Annotated in this window: 15 protein-coding genes; 3 read left to right on the plus strand and 12 right to left on the minus strand. The window is 62.3% G+C overall.

Annotated features, from left to right (window positions below; genetic code table 11):
* Positions 1-6: 6 nt before the first annotated feature.
* From argH to kdsB, 10 genes are all read right to left on the minus strand, one after another.
* Positions 7-1,425, minus strand: coding sequence for an argininosuccinate lyase (gene argH / locus FJ222_00050; GenBank protein MBM4162830.1), 1,419 nt, complete (start codon positions 1,423-1,425; stop codon positions 7-9).
* Positions 1,426-1,450: 25 nt separating this feature from the next.
* Positions 1,451-3,232: a phosphoenolpyruvate--protein phosphotransferase gene (ptsP, locus tag FJ222_00055; GenBank protein MBM4162831.1), complete on the minus strand. Its 1,782-nt coding sequence runs from the start codon at positions 3,230-3,232 to the stop codon at positions 1,451-1,453.
* Positions 3,222-3,458, minus strand: a complete 237-nt coding sequence (locus FJ222_00060; protein MBM4162832.1) for an HPr family phosphocarrier protein — start codon at positions 3,456-3,458, stop codon at positions 3,222-3,224. Before FJ222_00060 ends, ptsP begins: the two co-directional genes overlap by 11 nt.
* Before the next feature lie 65 nt (positions 3,459-3,523).
* Positions 3,524-4,654 (minus strand): HPr(Ser) kinase/phosphatase, encoded by a 1,131-nt coding sequence (hprK, locus tag FJ222_00065; GenBank protein MBM4162833.1) that lies wholly within the window; start codon positions 4,652-4,654, stop codon positions 3,524-3,526.
* A complete protein-coding gene (locus FJ222_00070) occupies positions 4,590-4,919 on the minus strand; it encodes an HPF/RaiA family ribosome-associated protein (GenBank protein MBM4162834.1) in 330 nt (109 codons plus the stop codon). Before FJ222_00070 ends, hprK begins: the two co-directional genes overlap by 65 nt.
* Positions 4,920-4,958: 39 nt before the next feature.
* Positions 4,959-5,723, minus strand: a complete 765-nt coding sequence (gene lptB, locus FJ222_00075; GenBank protein ID MBM4162835.1) for an LPS export ABC transporter ATP-binding protein — start codon at positions 5,721-5,723, stop codon at positions 4,959-4,961.
* Between the two features lie 20 nt (positions 5,724-5,743).
* Positions 5,744-6,427 (minus strand): hypothetical protein, encoded by a 684-nt coding sequence (locus tag FJ222_00080; protein MBM4162836.1) that lies wholly within the window; start codon positions 6,425-6,427, stop codon positions 5,744-5,746.
* On the minus strand, positions 6,424-6,948 hold the full coding sequence (locus FJ222_00085; GenBank protein ID MBM4162837.1) for a hypothetical protein: 525 nt from the start codon (positions 6,946-6,948) through the stop codon (positions 6,424-6,426). The genes FJ222_00080 and FJ222_00085 overlap by 4 nt, the downstream gene beginning before the upstream one ends.
* Complete coding sequence (locus tag FJ222_00090; protein ID MBM4162838.1) at positions 6,932-7,753, minus strand: 3-deoxy-8-phosphooctulonate synthase; 822 nt, start codon at positions 7,751-7,753, stop codon at positions 6,932-6,934. The genes FJ222_00085 and FJ222_00090 overlap by 17 nt, the downstream gene beginning before the upstream one ends.
* Before the next feature lie 72 nt (positions 7,754-7,825).
* Entirely contained in the window at positions 7,826-8,590 is a 765-nt protein-coding gene (kdsB, locus tag FJ222_00095; protein ID MBM4162839.1) for a 3-deoxy-manno-octulosonate cytidylyltransferase, read from the minus strand.
* Between the two features lie 338 nt (positions 8,591-8,928).
* Between kdsB and rpsO the strand changes: the two genes are divergently transcribed.
* Together rpsO and FJ222_00105 are read left to right on the plus strand one after the other, a co-directional pair.
* Positions 8,929-9,192, plus strand: coding sequence for a 30S ribosomal protein S15 (gene rpsO / locus FJ222_00100; GenBank protein ID MBM4162840.1), 264 nt, complete (start codon positions 8,929-8,931; stop codon positions 9,190-9,192).
* A 41-nt stretch (positions 9,193-9,233) separates the two neighbouring features.
* Positions 9,234-11,354, plus strand: coding sequence for a polyribonucleotide nucleotidyltransferase (locus FJ222_00105; GenBank protein ID MBM4162841.1), 2,121 nt, complete (start codon positions 9,234-9,236; stop codon positions 11,352-11,354).
* A 104-nt stretch (positions 11,355-11,458) separates the two neighbouring features.
* On the opposite strand, the gene FJ222_00110 is transcribed toward FJ222_00105, so the two are convergent.
* Together FJ222_00110 and FJ222_00115 are read right to left on the minus strand one after the other, a co-directional pair.
* Positions 11,459-12,271, minus strand: a complete 813-nt coding sequence (locus tag FJ222_00110) for an NYN domain-containing protein (protein ID MBM4162842.1) — start codon at positions 12,269-12,271, stop codon at positions 11,459-11,461.
* Between the two features lie 46 nt (positions 12,272-12,317).
* On the minus strand, positions 12,318-12,782 hold the full coding sequence (locus FJ222_00115) for a DUF386 domain-containing protein (GenBank protein ID MBM4162843.1): 465 nt from the start codon (positions 12,780-12,782) through the stop codon (positions 12,318-12,320).
* Positions 12,783-12,997: 215 nt separating this feature from the next.
* Here FJ222_00115 and FJ222_00120 point away from each other — a divergent pair, with 215 nt between their 5' ends.
* Positions 12,998-21,775, plus strand: a complete 8,778-nt coding sequence (locus tag FJ222_00120) for a hypothetical protein (GenBank protein MBM4162844.1) — start codon at positions 12,998-13,000, stop codon at positions 21,773-21,775.
* Positions 21,776-21,787: the final 12 nt, after the last annotated feature.

Genomic DNA, 21,787 nt, shown 5'->3' on the forward strand with positions numbered 1-21,787 from the left:
CAGAAATCAGGCCAAACCGGGATAGCCGACGCCGAGCACACGTGCGAGGGCTGCGTGTGACGCCTTCCGGCGCTTGATCGCGGCAGCGCGGGTTGCACGGACGCGACCGGCCAGCCACGCGAAATCCAGGCCGGCGGTTCCGCCGAGATGTGTTTTGGCGGCCACGGCCGCATCGGCGTCGGCGGTCCGCAGCTCATCGAGGTGAGCGCGGACGTGGTGGTAGGCGTCGCGGAAGGGCATTCCGTTCGCCACGAGTTCGAGCGCCCGGTCGGTGGCAAACACGCCCGGCGAGAACGCCTCACGCAGCCGCTGTTCCCGCACGGTGAGCGAACGGGCCATGACCGAGAGGATGCGCACCGTTGCGCGGGTTGTCGCCATGCCGTCGAGATAGAGCTCCTTGGTCTCCTGGAGATCGCGGTTATAGCCGCCAGGGAGCGCCTTGATCACGGCGCAGGCGGCCGTGCTGTGACCGAGGAGGCGCGCCGCTTTGGCTCGGATCAGTTCGAGCACGTCGGGATTGTACTTTTGCGGCATGATGCTGCTGCCGGTACACAGTTCGGCTGGCAGGATGAAGTAGCCGAATTCGGGCATGGAAAAGAGGATCAGGTCTTCAGCCAGCCGCGACAGGGTCAGCATGACCTGCGTGAGCGCGCCCAGCGTGATCGCCTCGCACTTGCCCCGCGCATTGCTGGCGTAGAAGACGTTGTGGTGCGCAGCGGAGAATCCGAGGAGCCTCGCCGTCAGCGCGCGGTCAAGCGGCAGCGGCACGCCATAGCCCGCCGCAGAGCCGAGCGGACATCGGTCGTTGTAGGTATAGGCGGCCTCGACCGTGACCAGATCGTCCAGCAGCGCCTCGGCATAGGCCGACGCCCACAGCCCGACCGTGCTGGGCATGGCCGGTTGCAGGTGGGTGCGTCCCACCATCGGCAGCCGCTCGTGTTTGCGCGCGAACCGTAACAGGCCGTCGGCCAGTTCGGCCGTTTCCACGATCAGCCCCAGAAGCTGCTCACGGCCGTGCAGCCGGATGTCCACGGCCACCTGATCGTTGCGGCTGCGCCCCGTATGCACGCGCCGCCCCAGATCGCCGAGGGTTTCGGTGAGGCGGCGCTCGACCGCCAGGTGGACGTCCTGATCGGCTTCGGTGATGGCAAACCGTCCCTCGCGGGCCGTGCGCATCACGCGAACCAATTCGCCCACCACGGCCTCCCGGTCTTGGCGGGAGATGATGGCGGGCGTGACCGGCATCGCCTCGAGTGTCCGCACATGCGCGGCCGTTCCGATGCAGTCCCACTCGACCAGATCGAGGTCGAGCACCGGATCTTTGCCGACCGTGAAACGGAGCACATCGGGGTGGACGGCGCCGACAATCGTTTTTCGGGTTCGTTCTGCGGCCGCATCTGGGGGCCTGCTCGTGGCTTTGCTCATACGCTCAATCCTCGGTACGGAACCCTCATGTCAGAAGCTCCGGTGCGGTGCGATGGAGGAGGGCGCGACACATCCGCAAAGCATCCGCAGCGGTTGAGGCGTGTGCGGCGATACCGCGGGCGAGCTTGGTTGCCTCGGCATAGCGGGTTTTTCGGATCGCGTGCTTGACCTCGGGTATGGCGGTCGGTGTCATGCTGAGCGTGTTCACGCCCATGCCCATCAATAAAAGGGCCAGGGCCGGGTCTGCGGCCATCTCGCCGCAGACGCTGACCGGCCGTTTGTAGCGCAAGCCGGCCTTGACCGTATGGCGGATCAGGGTCAGCACGGACGGATGCGTCGGCTGGTAGAGCGAGGCGACGGTCTCATTCACCCGGTCGACCGCCAGCGTGTACTGGATCAGGTCGTTCGTGCCCAGACAGAGGAAGTCGGCATGACGGGCCAGAATATGGGCCGTCAGCGCGGCCGATGGAATTTCGACCATGGCCCCTGCGGGGATAGACTCCTTGAACGCGACTTCTTCGGCGTGAAGCTCTTTTTTGCACTGTTCCAGGAGGGCGTTGGCTGCGAGGAGTTCTTCCACGTCACAGATCATGGGATACATAATTTGTACATCGCCCCAGGCGCTCGCGCGCAGAATCGCGCGCAGTTGCCTGCGGAACACCTCCGGCTCCTTGAGCAGATAACGGATCGAGCGCAGCCCCAGAAACGGATTGGCCTCGGGCTGGGTGGACGTCGCACCGCAAACCTTATCGCCACCGAGATCGAGCACACGGATGACCACCGGGCGGTCGGTCATGGCGCGCGCGATGGCTCGGTAAGCCTCGGTTTGTTCATCTTCGTCCGGTTCCCGCCCCAGTTGCATCCACAGACACTCGGTGCGGTACAGGCCGATGCCTTCGCTTCCCGGCATCGCCAATTGCGATAGATCGGAGGTATGGTCGGCATTTGCCAGAATGGTCACCCCATGGCCGTCGGGCGTTTCCGCCCGCACATTGCGCGACCGCTGCCAATCGATGGAGGCCTTGCGGTGTATCGCGCATACCTGTCTGAAATTCGTCAACTCGGCGGGCGTCGGGCGCACGATGACCGTACCCTTGTACCCGTCCAGCAAGACTTCGTCGCCGGAGCGGACCTCGGAGGAGACGTGCTTGAGGCCGACGACCGCCGGGATGCCGAGGGCGCGCGCGATGATCGCGGTGTGCGAGGTGGCGCTCCCGTGGTCGATGACCAGCCCCAGAACGCCGTCGCGCGGTAGCCCGACCGTCTGGGACGGGGTGAGGTCGTCTGCGATGATGATGTGGGGTCGGTCGAACGCGGCGGGGATTGTTTCCGAGACCCCCATCAGGTTGCGCAGGATGCGGCGGCCGATGTCCAGGATATCGGCGCTCCGTTCGCGCAGGTAGGCGTCGTGCATGGCGGCGAACTTGGCGCTGAACTCCTCGGCGACCCAATGAACAGCCACTTCGGCGCACGCGGTGCGTTCTCGGATCAGTTTCTCCACGCAGGATTTGAGAAATCCGTCATCAACCACCATCAGATGGGCGTCAAACACAGCGGCTTCGCTCGGGCCGATGCGCCGGGATACCTCTTCAACCAGAGTGAGAATCTGCTGCCGGGTGACTGCGATGGCCAGATGAAAGCGGGAGATTTCAGCATCGATCTTATCCGGCGAGATAGTGCGATCAGGGATTTCGTCCAAGCGCGCATGAACCACCCACGCGGGGCCGCTGGCGCGGCCGGAAACAGCCGGGATGCCCTCAAAGCAGGCGCCGTCTCGCGGCGGCGGGTTGGCGGGGCTACTGTTCATCGGGTATGTCAAATTTGCGTGCCACTAACGCCGACAGCTCGTCGAGCACATCCACGGCCTGAGGGCCGGTTGCCGACACGCGCAGCACCGTGCCGCAGGTCGCTTCCAGCGTCATGAGCGCCATGATGCTCCGGCCCGAGACCACGTCGCCGTCCTTCTCCACCTGGACGTCGGCGTTGTAGCGAGCCGCCATCTTGGCAAACAACCCGGCTGGCCGGACATGCATCCCGTATTTATTCAGCAAAACCAGCTCGCGCGTTTCGCTTTTTCCACCATTTGCTTTTGACACGCCTATACTCCACTCCCTGTGTGATGCCGCTTGATTTGCTCGTCGAGGTCGCGATGTGCCACCTGCCCCGACAATTTCAACTTATACTCCATTGCGGCGGTTTCCGCAATATTAACTAGATCTCGCCCCGGAGCCACCGGGATGATCAACTGAGGAATCTTTGCGCCGAGCAGCTCGCGGGTGCGCTTCTGGTCCCCGCTGCGGTCGAGATCGTGCTCCCCCTCTCTTTGCGGCAGGAGCGTAATCACCAGATCGAGAGCCTTCTCACCCCGGACCGCAGCAACCCCGAAAAGGGCGGGAACATAAATGATGCCGATGCCTCGGATTTCCATGTAGTGGCGGGTCACAGCCACCGCCGCCCCGTGGATGACGCCGTCGGCGTCCCGGCGCAGCTCGGTGAGATCGTCGGCCACGAGGGCGTGGCCGCGTTTGATCAGCCCCAGCGCCGTCTCGCTCTTCCCGATGCCCGCAGGTCCCTCAATCAGGACGCCCAATCCGGCGACCTCGATCATTGTGCCGTGAACTTTGCGGCGCGGCGCGCTCAGATGTTCGAGCAGTAGGGTCGCCTGAGAGGTAAACCGAAGCGTGGTCATCGCGGTGAGGAAGACCGGCACATTCAGGCTGTCCGCCAGTTTCGAGGTCTCGGGGAAGGCGGGCAGCCCGCCGGAAAAAATCACGCAGGGAATGCCAGCTTGGAACAAGCGTTGCAGCGCCGCAATCCGCCGGGGTTCGGGCATGGCCGCAAGATAGGCGTGTTCGGCGGAGCCGATCAACTGGATGCGCCGGAACGCGAAGAAGTCGTAAAATCCGGAGAGCGCAAGCCCGCAGCGGTACAGCACGGGCTCCTCGATCACATGCGCCAAGCCGCCGCCGCCGACGTCCAGGCGCAAGCCAAGCCGTTCGCGGCCGCGTTCATAAAACGCGCCCACGGTCACGACGTTGGCTCCGCCATGCGTCCGGGCCGGGGGCGTCGGGGCTGTGGCTGACGCGGCGCACGCGGGAACGTCCCGGCGCGGCGTCTGCCGCAGGCCGGGGCGTCTGGCGGGTGCCGGATTCAGGGGCTCAGTCTTAGCCGTTTTTCGGCTCACGGATGGTGCTCCGTTCGTGATGGGAGTCGGCGACCTTGTCGTAATGCTTGCGCAACTGACGCCACACTTTGGTGTAGGCGTTGTCGGCGGCGGTCAGAAGGTTTTCATCAGACGCCTTGCCGCTCATCTGCGAGACGTGCTTGTGCTGCACGATGTATTCGACTTCATACGCCTTGTGTTGCTGGTCGAGGATCACATGGACAAACTCGATCTTGGGAAACTCCTCGATCAAGGCGTCGGCCTTGGCCTTGGCCTGTTCCTGAAGCCCGGCATTCACGGACACGTGTCGCACCGTCATTTCAATCGGCATATAGCCTCCTCGTTGTTGGGCGGCTCGCGCCGCCTGTTGTTACATTCTGAACCCGCGGCCGAGATAAAGCTCCCGGGCCGTATCGTCGTTGATCAGAAAATCGCTGGTTCCTTCGCGCAACACCCGCCCGTCGAAGACCAGATAGGCCCGGTCGACGATCGAAAGGGTTTCGCGCACGTTGTGATCGGTAATCATAATGCCCAACCCCTGATTGCGCAACCCCAGAATGATCTGCTGAATGTCGTGGACGGCCAGGGGGTCGACGCCGCTGAAGGGCTCGTCGAGCATGAGCACGGCCGGCCGACGCACGAGCGAGCGGGCGATTTCGAGTTTGCGTCGCTCGCCGCCGCTCAAGGTATAGGCGCGCTGCTTGGCCACCTTTGTCAATTTCAGTCCATCGAGCAGCTCTTCACAGCGGGCAGCCCGCTGCGTGCGGGTCAGGGGTAGGGACTCCAGAATCGCCAAGAGGTTTTCCTCAACCGTGAGTTTGCGGAAGACCGACGCCTCCTGCGCCAGATAACCGAGTCCTTCGCGCGCCCGGCGGTACACCGGCAGGCGGGTCACATTGAGTCCCTTGAACAGGATCTTTCCACAGTCGGGACGAACCAGCCCGACGATCATGTAGAAGGTCGTGGTTTTGCCCGCGCCGTTGGGACCGAGTAGGCCCACGATCTCGCCACAGCGGACAGACAGCGAGACGCCGTTCACGACCGTTCGGCTCCGGTAGCTCTTGCCCAGATCCAACGCCTCAATATCGGGCCGCGTCGTCGCCGCACAGGCGGGATCTTCGATGCGTGTTTCCATAGGTATTGTCGCGCTCCCGCTTACGGTTGCTCCGGTTTGACCGGCTTCGAATCCGCCTGATTCTTGGCCGCTGCCGGATTAAAGACGACCGTCCCAGGCGTAACCTCCATCCGCTCGTCGTTGAGCCAGATATCGATGCGGTCGCCGCTGACGGAATCACTGCCACGCAGCAGGCGCGCGTGTCCGGTCAGAACAAGCTGTTCGGCCGCCCGGGTATAAACAGCCTTGTCGCACGAGGCGCTGCGTAACCCGTTCGTCACCGAGACGCGCCCGATCGCCATGATCTGCTGGATGTCGTTGGTGCCTTCGAGAAAAACCAGAACCCGGTCGGCGAGCATCAGGAACTCGGGGTTATCGATCCGGACGTTTTCATCAAAGATAGCGACCATTTCCCGGTAGTCGAATTCGATCCGCGTCGACGTGATCACGGTTGGCTGGTCTTTCGATCCCCCGAGATCGACACGCTTCAACACGTCCGTCGGTCTCGCTGCGCGAGCGACCTGCGGTGCCGGGGCAGGTGCCGGTGCCGGGGCAGGGGCTTCGCCCGCTGTCGGTGCCTGAACAGCCGGAGCGGCGTGCGCCTGCAGGTCCGGCTCGTCGGCTGCGGACACCGTTCCGTCTTCTCCGCGGGATAGCGTCCCACACAGGGTCCACGCCAGCGCAGCGCCGAGCACGCATCCCATTCTGGTTATCATCACGCTCACAGCTTGTCTCTCCTTTGTTGATTCAAATCCTTCACCACCACGCGCGCATCGGCGATCACGACGACACGCTGTTGCGGCATCGACCAGTAGAGGTCGCGCCCCGCAATCTCGACATCCGGCCGGCGAAAGCTCACGGTGCCCCGGCAATAGCCCCGCCGCGACTCCAGGTTGAACAGCGCATGCTCGGCCACGATCACACCGTCGTCTTCTCCCGCCTCGTTGAACAGCTCGATTCTCACCCGCAGGGCCCGGACAAAGCCATCGTCTGTGCGGGTCGCCTGGGCGGCCCGGAGGAGGGCGCGCACCCGGCCGCTCTCGTAATGTTCGAGCGGCAGCGTCAGCTGGTCCACCGGCGCGCCGCTCACCCCGGCGTTCGCGTCGTAGGCCGCACACAGGTCGGCCCACGCGGACGGTGCCGGTTGGGGCGCGGCGGACGGTTCCTCCGCGCGAACGCCGGCGGCAATGCCGACCAGCATGGCCGCCGCACAGCGCCGCATCAGGTGGCTAGCGCACGAGTGCATGAATGTCCTTGAGTGTCTTCCAGATTCCCGCCAGCGCGGCAAAGGCGATCGCGTTGGCCTTGTCCGAGAGCGCCTCCGAGGGATTGACGTGTGTTTCCATGAACACGCCGTCGACCCCCGTGGCCACCGCCGCGCGCGCCAGAGCGGGGGCCCACTTGCCATCGCCGCCGCTGCTGGTCCCAGCAGCGCCCGGACGCTGCACACTGTGTGTCGCGTCAAAGACCACGGGGTACCCCTGTTCGCGCATGATCAACAAGCTGCGCATGTCGGCGACCAGATTGCGATAGCCGAAGCTCGACCCCCGCTCGGTGAGGATAATCTTGCGGTTGCCGGTGCTCTCGACCTTGGCCACGACATTCACCATGTCCTCGGGGGCGAGGAACTGCGCCTTCTTGATATTCACCGTCTTGCCCGTTTCGCCGGCGGCAAGCAGCAGGTCGGTCTGCCGGCACAAAAAGGCCGGAATTTGGAGAATATCGACCACCTCCGCCGCCAATGCGGCCTGTTGCGGTTCGTGAATGTCGGTCAGCACGGGCACCTTGAACGTGTCGCGCACCTCCTGCAGGATGGCCAGACCCTCAAAGATCCCCGGGCCGCGATAGGCATCACCCGAGGTGCGGTTAGCCTTGTCAAACGAGGCCTTGAACACCAGCGGCATGTCCAGCCGGGCCGCGAGCCGGACCAGCCGGGCCGCCAAGTCCAAGCAACCCTTGCGCGACTCGATCACGCAAGGCCCCGCAATGATCGCCAATTGTCCGTCGCCGAAACAGACCGGCCCGGCTTTAACCGTCTTGACTTTTGCCATGATTTCGTACTCCCAAATGGTGGTTACGGACCCGTGACTCGATACTCCATCATTGACAGGAGGCGCATGCGATCACCGATCACACGCACCGCGCACGCCCCCCCGTTTTCGCATTTCCGCCTCGACGATCGCCACGTCTTCCGGGATGTCCACCCCGCAGCCGCTGTGTGCCGTCCGAAGCACCGCAATCCGCCCGCCGATGTACAGCGCCCGCAGCTGTTCAAGCGATTCGGCGCGTTCCAGGGCGCAGGGCGGTTCCTGAACGAGCCGTTTGAGAAACGCCCCCCGGTAGGCGTAAATGCCCACATGGCGCAGGTAAAGGCCCGACTGTAGGTCGGGGTCGCCGTCGCGGCGGCACGGGATCGGCAGGCGGGAGAAATAGAGGGCGCCGCCGTCGGCGTCGCACACCACTTTCACCACTGTCCGGGCCTCCAACTCCCGGAGGGTGCTGATCGGGCAGGCTGCGGTCGCCATCTGATAGGCCTCGTCCGTCCGCAGACGCGCCGCCAGCCCCTTGATCAGGCCGGGGTCTATCAGCGGCTCGTCCCCCTGGATGTTCACGATGATGTCGTCGTCGGCCGGCTGAGCGGCCGCCGCCACCCGGTCGGTCCCGGAGGGCAGGTCCGGATGGGTCATCACCACCGATACGCCCGTGTCGCGGACGGCGGCGGCGATGCGCGCATCGTCCGTCGCCACGATCACCTCGTCAAATCCCGGGGCACGGCGGACAGCTTCAGCCACCCAGACCACCAGCGGCCGACCGCAGATCGGATGGAGGCTTTTTCCTGGGAAACGCGTTGACCCCCAACGGGCCGGAATCACGCCAACTGTCCGCATTGACTACCCTTTCTGTCTCAGAGGCTCATACAACCCTTCTCGCGAGGTACGTGACAAGTGTCCGGTTTTCGGGCGGTTGTGTCAACAGTCAAATTCCAGTTGGACGACAATCCGCTGGATTGAAAACGATTCCGCTTGCCTTTGATCGGTAAAACGGCTATTGTGCATCTTTTCTGCGACGCGTCTCAGGAGGTGGTTTGCCTCCCCGTTGTGGATCCGCCCAGCCGGGCCAGTCGCCCGGTGGCCTTTTTGGCCTGACAAGGCGGACCCTTCGTCCGGGTCATGCGCCGTTGAAAAAAGCAACCGCAAAGCGCCAACGGCGTAAGGACCAACGACACATGATCCAAATTGACAAAGCCGCTATTCGCAAACCCGTCGCCCGGCATGAGCGCGACACGGGTTCCAGCGAAGTTCAGATCGCCGTGCTCACGAAGAAGATCGAAGTGCTGTCGGAGCATTTGAAAGGCCATAAGAAGGATTTCAGCTCGCGTTACGGGCTGATCCGCATGGTCAACACGCGCCGCAGCTTGCTGGACTATCTCAAGCGCACGGATGAACCGCGCTATCAGTCCCTGATCAAGGAACTGAATATCCGCCGCTAATGGCGCTCGATTCCTGGTCCTCAAATTAAGGCAGAATTATTATGAATGACACCCGTTCGGTCTCCGCCGCAGTTGGCGGGAAAGACCTGATTTTTGAAACTGGTCTTCTGGCCTGTCAGGCCGCCGGCGCCGTGAGCGTCCGTCTGGGCGACACCGTCGTTTTTTGCGCGGTGACCAACACCGACAAGCCCCGCGAAGGGATCGACTATTTCCCCTTGCAAGTGGAGTACCGCGAGCGCTATTCTGCGGCCGGCCGTTTTCCGGGTGGTTATTTCAAGCGTGAACAGCGTCCGAGTGAGAAGGAAATCCTCTGCGCGCGGATCATTGACCGCCCCATCCGCCCCCTGTTCCCCGATGGCTATCGCAACGACGTGCAGGTCAACAGCATGGTCATCTCGGCCGACGGCGAAAATGAGGCCGACATTGTCGCGGTCAACGCCGCCAGCGCGGCCATCCACATCTCAGAAATCCCGTTTATGGGTCCGATCGGCGCGGTTCGCGTCGGCCGCGTCAGCGGCGCGTGGATCGTCAATCCGACTCAGGCACAGCGCTTGGAGAGCGATTTGGATCTGGTCTACGCCGGCACACGCGAGCGTTTTCTGATGATGGAGGGCGGCGCGAACGAGATTTCGGAGGCCGACTTCCTTGCCGCCATGAAATGTGCCCATGCGGAGGTGGTGAAGCTGATCGACGCGCAGCACGAGCTGCGGCGCATGCTGGGCAAGCCAGACAAAGTCGTAGTCGACGTCGCCCCGGACGCCGAGAAAATGGCATTCCTCCGCAGCCTCTGCGAGGAGTCCCTGCGTCATGCACTGCTCGTGCCCGGCAAGCAGGAACGTCACGCTGCGATCAAGGCGATCAAGGACGGCGCTCTGGCGAAGGTGAGCGAGCAATGGTCTGAGATCGGCGCCCCGGAGTTTGTCCATTTCTTTGACGCGCTGGAGATCGACTTGGTCCGCCGCAACATCATCGAGCATGGCCGACGCATCGATGGCCGGGCCAACGACGTGATTCGTCCGCTCTACGCCCAGCTTGCGCCGATCCCCCGCGCCCACGGCTCGGCGATCTTCAACCGCGGCGAAACGCAGTCCCTCGGCACCATCACGCTCGGCACGAAGAAGGATGCCCAGGAGCTGGACGCCATCACAGGCGGCGCGAAGTCCAAGTCCTTCATCCTACACTACAACTTCCCGCCCTACTGTGTCGGCGAAGTCGGCAGGCTGGGCGCCCTCGGTCGCCGCGAAGTCGGTCACGGCGCCCTCGCCGAGCGCTCGCTGGCGCCCGTGGTTCCAGACGATTACCCCTACACGATCCGCGTGGTCTCCGACATTATGGGGTCCAACGGGTCATCCTCCATGGCCTCGGTTTGCGTCGGCTCCCTCGCCATGATGGATGCTGGCGTGCCGATCAAGGGCCATGTTGCTGGCGTCTCGATCGGGCTCTTCACCACGCCTGACGAGAGCCGCAAGATCCTCATCACCGACATTCTCGGCTCCGAGGATCACTGTGGCGACATGGACTTCAAGGTCGCGGGCACCCGCAAGGGGATCACCGGCTTTCAGGTCGACCTGAAGCTTCGCGGATTGACGTGGGACATTGTAGAGGCGGCCCTCGCCCAGGCGCGCGCCGGTCGCATGAAAATCCTCGACTTCATGGAGGGGGTCATCGCTGCGCCCAAGGAGCTATCGGCCCACGCGCCACGGATTCAAAAGATCATGATTCCGGTCGACAAGATCGGCGGCCTCATCGGCCCTGGCGGCAAGAACATCCGCCGCATCTGCGAGGTCTCCGGCGCTCAGATCGATATCGAGGACGATGGCACCGTCTCGATCTTTGCCCGTAGTGGCGAGGCGATGGCGATCGCCCAGCGTGAAGTCTCGGCTGTCATCGCCGAGGCTGAGGAGGGAAAGATCTACGAGGGCACGATCACCGGGCTCAAGGATTTCGGCGTGTTCGTCGAAATCCTGCCGGGCAAGGACGGCCTCTGCCACATCTCGGAACTCTCCGACCGCCGCATTGCATCTGTGGAGGATGTCTGCCACGTGGGCGACAAGATCACGGTCAAGTGCATCGGCGTCGATGATCGCGGCCGGATCAAGCTCTCCCGTCGCGCGGCCTTGGCCGAACTCGACCAGCAGGAACAGCGGCAGCAGGAAGAGTGAGGCGCTGTCGCAATAGCGCCAAAAAGCCGCCTGCGCACCCGCGCAGGCGGCTTTTTCATTATGCGGCCGGCACTCACCACCGGTTGTGCAGGCACCTCGCGCGGTCAGGCCGATTCCGGGCGGTTGTCCCGGTACTCTTTGCGGCACTGGGTGCAGTAGAAGAACGGCTTGTCCCAGGTGGTCTCTTCTTCACGCCCGCAGGCGTCGCAGGTGCGAACTTGCTTGCGGTGCTCGTTCCGACAGATCGAGCAGAAGAAGTCGGGGCCGGCCCAGGTCGTCAATTCATCCTTGCCGCAGATCTTGCAGTTCCGGGTCTGTTCCTCGCGCACGAGGCGGAGATTTTGGGCATGATCATCGAGAAACACCGGCGGAAAGTCGAGCACGCCTGGCTCGGTTTGAAGCAGGGTGCTGGTGGGCGCGCGAGTGGACGTGTTGGTGATGGCGACCAGTTGTGTTCGCTTGCCCATGGCCCTGACGCGGCGCAGCAGGGGGATGTATTCCGAATCGCCGGCCACGAGCGCGGCGACGTCGAACACGCCCGGCAGCGATGCGTAATAGACCATGGCCGACGCCAGTGCGACACTGACCGAGCGCTCGTCGGGCCGGGCGCCCGGGTCACGCCGGTAATCGACGTCGATAATCTCGGTGTCGTAGCCGCAGTGGAAGGCCAGGAAATCGTAAAAAGCTTTCTGCTTGGCCGGATTGCATCCGGGCTTGTTGATGGGAAGGGTTCCAAAGTAGCAGGTACGGACGATATCAATCCGATCTTCCTGCCATTGGCTCAGGTCATCGGCAATGACATCGGGTATCCGCTTGTAATCAATCTCAAAGCCGTCGGCTCCGAGCACGTCGAACAGGATTTGACGGCTGTGATAGAGCCAGGTTCCGTCAACAAATATCATCGTTTTCAGCGGCATGGGTCCTCGCTTATCTTTGTGGAGTGGTCGTATTATGAAAAAGGGGTCAATCAGGCGATTGGGGCATCTGTATCTTGACGACGATCTTGCGCACCCGATCCGGCGTCGTCATCGTCCGGCCCGGCAGGTGCGCGTCGTGCGGAAAAAAGAGGGCAAACGCGCCGGGCGACAGCCTATACAACGTGGTGTCGCCGCAGACGAACAGGATGTCGCGGTCTGCGTCATACGGGCGTTCAATCGGTTGATCGGCCAGGGGTGCATAACCGAACCATTCCGCCCCGGCGATGACGACTTGCACGTCGGCATAGCGGCGGTGGGCCTCGGGGAGGCCGTCTTGAACGGGTTGGGTGTCATAGGTTTGCACCAAGGCGAACACGCGGTCGCCATCAATCGGGTAACGGCCGTCAGGCAACCGGTCGGCGTCGGGGCGTTGCACGAAGGCAAACGCGTCGGACAGACCGGGAAGGAGGGTGGCGTAGCGTGAGGCCTGAGTCAGACTATCGAGAACCATGTTTGAACGCTCCGAGCCTATTTTGTCTTAGCGTTGCAATCATAAAATAATAAGGGTTGGAGATTCAAGTACAAACACGTTGAGGACGCGATTTTTCCTGACATACGGCTTGTAACCGCATCCGGTAAAGAATATAATACCGCCAACTAAATTGTCGGAATATCTGTATCCGATAAGTCCATAGGATTGATCGGGTGAGGTCAGTTGAGGTGCCTATGAAGACAAGCAGCGCTTGGAAAAAACGATTCGCCGTGGGTGCGGCATTCATCGCCTGCATGGGCGCGGCCCTGACCTTGGAGGCTGGCGTGACGATCAGCGGCCTGACGCCGGCGGCCGGGGCAGAGGTGACCAACGGCGCGCCGGTGACGGTGACCGCGCAATTGGCCACCAACGACGGGTCCGTGGTCCAGAGCGTCGAACTCGCCTATGCCTGGAATGGCGGCGACTGGAACACCCAGACGATGTCGGTGGTGTCGGGCACCAACTATGTGGCGACGATACCCCCCGCTGTTAGTTCGCTCGCCTTTTATGTGACCTGCTTGTACGACACCACCGGCGTGGCGGTGTCGATCACGAATGCCGTCGCGACCACGCTGCCCGACTTCGTGAGGTATGCGGATTTTGAGGTCACCAACGCGGTCGCCTTGGACTACGCCTGGGTGCAAACCCCCGGGACATCGAACTGGGTCTATGCCATTGGGTCGAAATCGTGGACGGTGGAAAAGGCTGGCCTTATCTTGCCGGCCTTGTCATTCGACCGGCCGCCCGGCGGGAGCAATCAGGTGCTTCGCCTCTTTTCGCGTCAGGGAGGAGGCTCCTTTTTGCAGACGCCCTACCTCGCAGAGGGCGTTGGGACGATCTACTACACCAGCGTCATGTCCCACCCGGGCTATTCGGCTCAGTTGGTCATCCAATACACGACGAACAGTTTGCCGGAGAACTGGCAGAACGCCTGGACCAACATCTACAACAACTATCCTGCGCTGCCTGCGCAGCTCGCCAAGACCACTAACGCAATCCCCGTTGTCCTCAATAATCGCAACGTTCGGTATGTGCGGTTCTGGCGGACGGATGACGGCCAACGACACGACGGCGCATTGCCACCCCTGCCGACGTTGGGGGCGATCTACCTCGATGGCATCTATGTTTCCCGTCCGCCGACGGATGTGACGATCACCCCGTTGCTGCAGAACCCGGGCTATCCGTCTCAGGCTCAGGAGGTCCGTGTGCGGTGCCAGGTGAACGATGTCGATTCCGCGATCCCGTCGGTCAACCGGCGGGTCACGGTGACGCACAGTTGGGGGCAGACCAATCTGGTTCCCATCGGCGGGGGTGTTTACGAAGGCGTGATACCCCCCCATAGTGTGGGGACTAATTCCTGTTCGTTCACCTGTGAGTTCGACGGGTATTCTTACAGCCGTGATCCAGACGGCCCTGCGTGCGATCTGCAAACCAACCGGAACGAACGGATCGGGCGCGCCGAGCTGAACCAGGTCGAATACGGCATCCGGCCGTTCCGATCGGATGTGGAGGTCATGCAGGTCGTCACCAACCCATCGGCGGCGGTCAACATGGATCTGGTGGGTGACCATGTGTGGCAGTGGACGTTGACCAATGCGACGAGCAGCACGCTGGATTGGACGTTTGCCGGCCTCGCGGGCTATACGAACAATGCGTCTGCGTATGATGCCTCGCCCTGGACGTGGGGTGACACCAATCAGCCGGCCCCACATGACATCCCGCTCAACGGCTTTGCGGAGCGTGACACGGCGACCCCCATCGCGGCCACGGGGATCGCCAGCAATCTGATGATCCGGCTGAACAGCCAGACCGGGGAGTACATCGCCACCGCCGAAGATCTGGCGCTCTGGAACATCTCGCCCGTTCCGGGCACCCACGTGCCGATCGGCCGGGCTTTCACCGTGGGTGCGGACATCACGCCGTTGATTCCAGGCGAGGTCCAGATCGTCGGCGTCTGGCTGGTCTACTCCTGGGGGGGCGGCGCCGTTGTCACCAACCAGATGACCGCGACGACCGCGAACCGCTACGAGGGGGTGGTGCCGCGGCTGGCTGCCGGGGCATTGACCAATTACGTGCTAACCCTTTACAACATCGGCGGGGTCACGAACGCCATCACCTCGCAACGGATTGGTTACACGCTGACGGATGCTCTGGACGCGTCGCGGTTCACGGACTTCCGCCTGGGCACGTGGACCCCTGAGGACGCCGAACAAACCAATTACGCGTACCAGGTGGACGTGGCGGCCACCTCGACCTGGTGGATGGCCGAGATGGGCAAATACCCCGTGACCAACGGGGCGCCCCTGCCGCCCGGATCGGTGTCTCCGGCGTTCGGCCTCCGTGCGCAGACCAATGCCTTCCTACAATCGCCCCGCCTCACCAACGGGGTGGGTACCGTCTACTTCACCAGCGTCATGGGCGACACCGGGCAGGGTGGCCGGGTGGCGGTTCAATACACGACGAACAGCGTGCCCGAAAACTGGCAGACGGCGACGACCCTGGTTTATGCCGCGAGTTCAGGATACCGCGCGACGAATTCGGCCCCCGTGACCCTGAACAACAGCGCCGTCCGGTATGTGCGCTTTGTGCGGCAGGACAGCATCGGGGGTCTCGACGTCGGCCTGATCAATTTTGACGACATCTACCTCTCCCCGCCGCCGACGCAAGTCACGATTACCGAGGCGTTGCACAATCCGGGCTACCCGGCGTCGAATCAGGCGGTGACGGTGCGGTGCCGGGTAGCCGACGTGGACGCCGGGAATCCGTCCACGAACCGGGTGGTTCAGGTGCATTACAGTTGGAACACTAAAAGCGGACCGTGGACGCAGACCAACATGGTTCTGAACGGCGCAGGCGTGTACGAGTGGACGATTCCTCCGCTTGGCGCAGGCACGAATTATTACTACTTCACCTGTGGCTACGATGGGTATTTCTACGGCCACGATCCTGACGGCGCGGGACCGCAGCCCAGCCACCAGGAGGCTGAGGCCATCAATCCGGCCTCGCTGGGCACGACGGAGGCGCCCCTCCGCTACGAGATCCGGCCTTTCCGGTCCGACGTGAGGGTCATGCAGGTGGTGACCAACGTCTCCGCGTCCGCTCTGTCCATGGAGTTGGTGTCCAACCACCTGTGGCGCGTCCGGACGCCCGTTTTCGGGATCACGGGCCTGAGCTGGACGTTTGCCGGCGTGGATGGCTATACGAACGATGCAGCCGGTTACGCGGTCGCGCCGTGGGTCTGGGGCGTCACCAACCTGACGCCCCTTGGCCTGCCGATCACCAACGGGGTCGCGGTCCGCAGCTCGACCACCAATATCGTGATCACCGGTCTGGCAGACGGCCTGCTGACGATCGAAATGAACGGCACGAATGGCCGCTACAGAGTCGTGACTGAAACCTATGTGACACCGCAAGTCCTGTCGCCGGCGAGCGGGGCGGGACTGACGAACGGCGCCCCGGTGACGGTCGTGGTGCAACTGACTGCGGGCAACGGCGCGGCAGTCGTCACGGGAAGCGTCGTGCTCTCCTACCTCTGGAACAACGGCAGCGTCATCACTCAGGCGATGACGGCCGTGGCGGGGACCAATCTGTATACGGCGACGATCCCCCCTGCAGTCACATCCCTGTCCTATTCGGTTGCCTGGCAGTACACGTTGGACGGCGCGACCTACGCGGCGGGGTCATCCACAGCCTCGAATGCCGTGTCGTCGACGCTGCTCGACTACGTGCGTTATGCCGATTTTAATGTCACCAACGCGGTTGCGATCGATAACGCGTGGGTGAACACGCCTGGAACATCTAACTGGGTCTATACCACCGGGTCGAAAACATGGACGGCGGAAAAGGCGAACATCTTCCTGACGCCCATCGCTCTTGATCGGCCGCCCGGCGGGAGCAACACGGTGCTTCGCCTCTATTCGCTCCAAGAAGGAGGCTCCTATTTGCAGACGCCCTATCTGGCTGAGGGCGTGGGCACGATCTATTACACCAGTGTCATGTCTGGAGTGGGCTACTCGGCCCAGATGATCATCCAGTACACGACGAACAACCTGCCGGAGAACTGGCAGAACGCATGGACGAACAACTACAATAACTACCCCGCACTGCCTGATCGGTGGGCCAAGGGCACAAACGCTATACCCGTTGTCCTCAACAACCGCAATGTGCGCTATGTGCGATTCTGGCGGACGGATGACGGCGCCAGATCGGACGGAACGTTGCCCATATCTCCAATTTTGGGAGCGATCTATCTCGATAACATCTACATCTCGCGCCCGCCCACGGGGGTGACGCTCGCCGAGAAGCTGTACAACCCCGGCTACCCCGCGCAGGATCAGGACGTGAACGTGCGGTGCCAGGTGGACGACGTGGATCTCACCGTGCCGTCCGTCAACAGGCGCGTGAAGGTTTGGTACAGTTGGGAGAGCGAAAGCGGGCCGTGGACCCAGACCAACCTGTTGGAAACGGCCGAGAGGGGGGTTTACGAGGGGGTGATCCCGCAGCACGGTGCGGGGAGGATGTATTACTGGTTCCAGTGCGACCTGGACGGCTACTTCTACAGCCGTGATCCAGACGGACCCGGCGGGCCGGAGCCCACCCGTAACGAGAAGGACGGGCAGAGTCCGGTTTACCTGATCGAAAAGGGCGAGGACGCCTATCGCAACTACGAGATCCGGCGCTACCGGTCCGACGTCGACGTCATGCGGGTCGTCTGCTCCAATGTGCCCTCGGCATCCATTGATCCCATGGACCTGGTGGGTGACCACGTGTGGCAGGGCCTGACGCTCGTGTCGGGGATCACCAACCTGCTGTGGACGTTTGTCGGCACCAATGGATATGTCAACGACGCGGAGGCCTTCGACACCAACGTCTGGTCCTGGGGCGACAACGATCAGGATTTTCCCTATCCGCCGGTGGCCGGATATGCCGAGCGCAGTGCCACGAACAGCATCCAGGCTGATCTGGTTTATAACGGCACGTTGTTGATCCGGATGAATGGCCAGACCGGCGAATACCTCGTCAAACGCGCGGTCTACCAGAACTTCGACGTCTGGCCGGCCAGTCAGACGGATTTCGAGGAGAGTCTCGGACTATTCGCGATTCAGACCTTCAAGCAGGATTTCAACACGAATCTCTGGGGGTATGGCTATGACGCCTACGCGCCCGGCCGATACGCTTCGGAACCCGTCGACACCACACCGGTGTCCGGGTTTGTCCGTGGATCGCCTGCGCTGACATGGAATTTCTGGGCGTACGATTACGCCCGTGTCGTGAAGGAGCGGAATGTATTGACTGCGGCCCGTGGCGCGATCGAACTGGAAGGCGGCGCGTCGCGGGGGCATGTCTGGAATACGGCTGCGTCCAAGACGCTGGGGATCGAGAAGTTCGGATTCCAGGCGAGACTGTCGTTGAATGACCGGTACTTCTCCTACTTCAAGGGGACCAACGGATTCAATCCATTCATGGAGAGCCCGACCTGGCCCAAGGGCTACCGCGTGGAGACGCAATTCAGAGCCGCATCCCTGTCGCCGGGACAGGCATCCTGCTCGGTACTCACGTGGTTTACGCCCGGGGCGTCAACCGAATCGGGCGAGCCCAGTTATTATGAGACGCGTGTGACGCAGGCCGATCCGACGGCGGGGGGTGCCAGCCAGCTTCAACTGGCGCTGTACCGATGGAAGGACGGGGTTGAGACGCTCGTGGGCACTCCGCAGACGGTGACCGGGGGGCAGCCCAACGAGAACGAATTGACCACGCCCAAAGCCCTGCGCGTTCAAATGCCCGCCAGCGGCAACACCGTCACCGCCCGTGTCGGCAGAATCGAGGAGTCCACGGGCACGAATATCTGGTACTACACCGCCGCTTTTAGCGATCCGGCACCGCTGACGGACATCGGAACCGTGGGGTTCGGCTCTTACGATGCGCAGCCTGAAATCTCATCCCTCAAGGTGTTTGACGGAACGAACACCATCAACCTGCTTCCCGGTGACAACTGGGGCCCTGCGGGCGGTCTGAGCAGCACCAACTGGAACATGGGCGGGAAACGGATCTCCACAGACGGGGCGTTTCGCTGGAGGATCAGCGGAAATTCCCTTGTCCGAGACATTCCATCCCAAACGCTCAAGATTTACACCTATCCCATGTCTGACGGGAACAACTGGCATCCTGATGATTTCAGAACCAAGAGGAATATCACCAACCTCGTCGTGACCAGCCTCGGCTACACGTTGTTTTCCGTCCCGATTATGGCCTGGGATCCCCATTTTGCGGAGATCCAGAACGCCGCGTCAGGCGAGATCAACGCTGTGGTTGACGAGCTCTCCCTGTCACCGTGGCGGGCCGTGACCCGTTCGGACAAGACCACGGCCCTGCAGGAGGCCAAGGTCGACAATGTGCTGTATTACGATTGGACGTCGCAGGCCCAGCAGGAAGCGTGGATGGACGCGGCAGACAATACAGGCTGGCTGGTGATGGAAGGATGGTTAAACACATCCGCCGGATCCAAGGGCGGCGAGGCGCAGTTCATCCGCAGCCGAGCCAACACCAATCTGGTGCAGGCGCTCGTCAGTCCCTATCTGGCTAACAACATCGGCTCGATCGCCTTCGACTGGCGCGCGAGCGGCGTGAGCAACGTCGTTTTTGCCATCGACCGGACCGACCGGTTTGCCTATCCCGCCTGGGTTGCAAGTCCGGTCCTGATCGTCACCAACGACGCGCTCTCCGGCACGGTGAATCTCTCCATCCGAACCGATTATCCGGGACGGATCCGCATACGCCTGTGCGAGGGGACCGCCCCCAACGCCGTGTTCAAGATTGACAACCTGGTCGTGCGCGACTACCCGCCGCGGGATGACACCACCTGGCAGGCGTATAACGCGCTCATCACCGAGGCACAGCCGTCCCGGGCGTTTGAGCCGACCAAGCCGGGTGCGCAGACCGCCTTCCTGAACAATGACCCGACGAATGGGGTCGCGCTGAGCGAGCGGCTGGATCAACACCAGCCTTTCATCCAGACGCCCAATGTCGGGACCGGCATCGGCGAGATCACCTTCTGGTACCGCGTCTGGGACACCAACGGCGGGGATGCCGTGATTTCGCTGCAGGCCGCACAGAATGAGAACGGCCCCTGGAAGACCTTGACCAACCTCGTCGTGGCGAGCACGCAGACGAATTATCTCTATTTCTCGAACGACCAGATCTACGAGCCAGACCTCAAAGTCCTGCGATTGTACGGCTCAACCAACGCGAACCGCGTGTGCATTGACAACGTGCTGATGACCGAGCCGGTGCGAGCGGGCTACGAGTTCCGTCTGGTCAGTCTCCTCCCGGCGCAGCCGCTGGTGGGGGAACCGCCGGGATTGAAGGTTGAGATCGGCCGATTCATCATGAATCCCACGAATATCCGAATTTATGCGAGCTGGTTCGTTGGCACCAATACCTGGGGCTATACCAACTGGTGGACGACGGCCTATCCGAAGGTCGAACTGACGAACAGTCCGGGCGCGCTGCGGGTCTTCCAGACCCCGGATGACGTGGTCCTGCCCGCCGGCGCGGTTGACGACGTCGTGCAGTTCTTTGTCTGGGGTGTCCACGGCGGCATCGACATTGAACATGGCGACAGGCCCATCCTGCAGGACACCAACTCCTTCGTGAATCCGCCGTGGTATTATCCCGCCGACCTCAACGCCGTGACGCCCAGGGAGCCCGGACTGCCGGCGCTCGGCGGTCTGGGATGGTCGCCCTATTATTATGTCTATGCCTGTCCGCCCGGATCCGTGTGGGTCAATGAGTTGCGGTACTTTTATTGGGATTGGCCGGAACTCGACACGGAATTCATCGAAATCATCGGGCCTGCGGGAGCCTCATTGGGCGGGTGGCAGCTTCAGATGATGAGCACGGAAAACACCGTGAACAAGCAGAGCGTCATTACCAATGGCTTCGTTCTGAAGAGCGTCACCAACGGATGGGGCTTCCTGATCTGGGGCGATGACGCGATGTCCAGCTACGGCGATCATATGCTGTTCCCCGGGTGGGCGGCGGGATGGGATGACATGCCGCGGGCCGGCGGAGTGCGCGTGGTTCGGAGCAACGGCGCATGGGAAGATCGCGTCGCCTGGGGCTGGGGCTCCGAATCGCTGGTCAATCAGTATGGGTACACCTATGCGGGTGCCAGAGACTCGGAATACACGCTGTCGCTGCGAAGCACCAGCACCAATCTCGGCTCCAAAGCCAGCGATTTCACGTGGGGCACCGTTGAGGCCACGCCAGACGCCGTCAACAAGTTCCAGCGCCTGATTGACAACTCGGCGGTCCCGGTCAGCTTCTACATGATCTACTCGGTCATCGGGCCTAACGGGGCGCACAGTCTCGGCTCTGATGCCGTGGAGAGCATCGAAGTCGCGCCGGGGGGTTCGACGAGCATTGTCTACACCGCGAACGAGTGGTATCGCCTCGGCACGATGCGGACCAATGGTGTGGCGGTCGCTGAGGCCCCGGGCTTGAAGGTTTACACACAGGCGTTTGTGAACGTCCAGTCGGCCATCAGCAATCAGGTGACATTCACCAACGCAACCTGGACGCAGACCGGGCTGACGAACAGCGTCCCCGTCTCCTGGGCCGCCGCTTACTATCCCGCGAGCGAAGCCGCAGCAGTCGCGAACGCGAACATCGCCAGAGATTATCTGCTGAACATCAGCCCCACCAACAGCCATGCCATTGGCTTCGCCATAGAATCGATCACGATCAGCAATGCCGTCACGGTGACGGTGAAGCTGTCTGACGGCGGCGATCCGCTATCAACCACGATCAACGGCGCGGTGAAGCTGTATGGCAAGCCCACCCTGAATACGGCCGACTGGAGTGTCATTGCGGATGCGACCGTGAGCAATGCCAATTTTAATGTCAGCGGACGCTATACGCTTCCGGCATTTCCAACCCACGCCAACACGTTCTTCAAGGCGATCATCGAGTAACAAGGAGCTTCT

It is taken from the genome of Lentisphaerota bacterium, from assembly GCA_016873675.1.
GTDB lineage: Bacteria > Verrucomicrobiota > Kiritimatiellia > RFP12 > JAAYNR01 > VGWG01.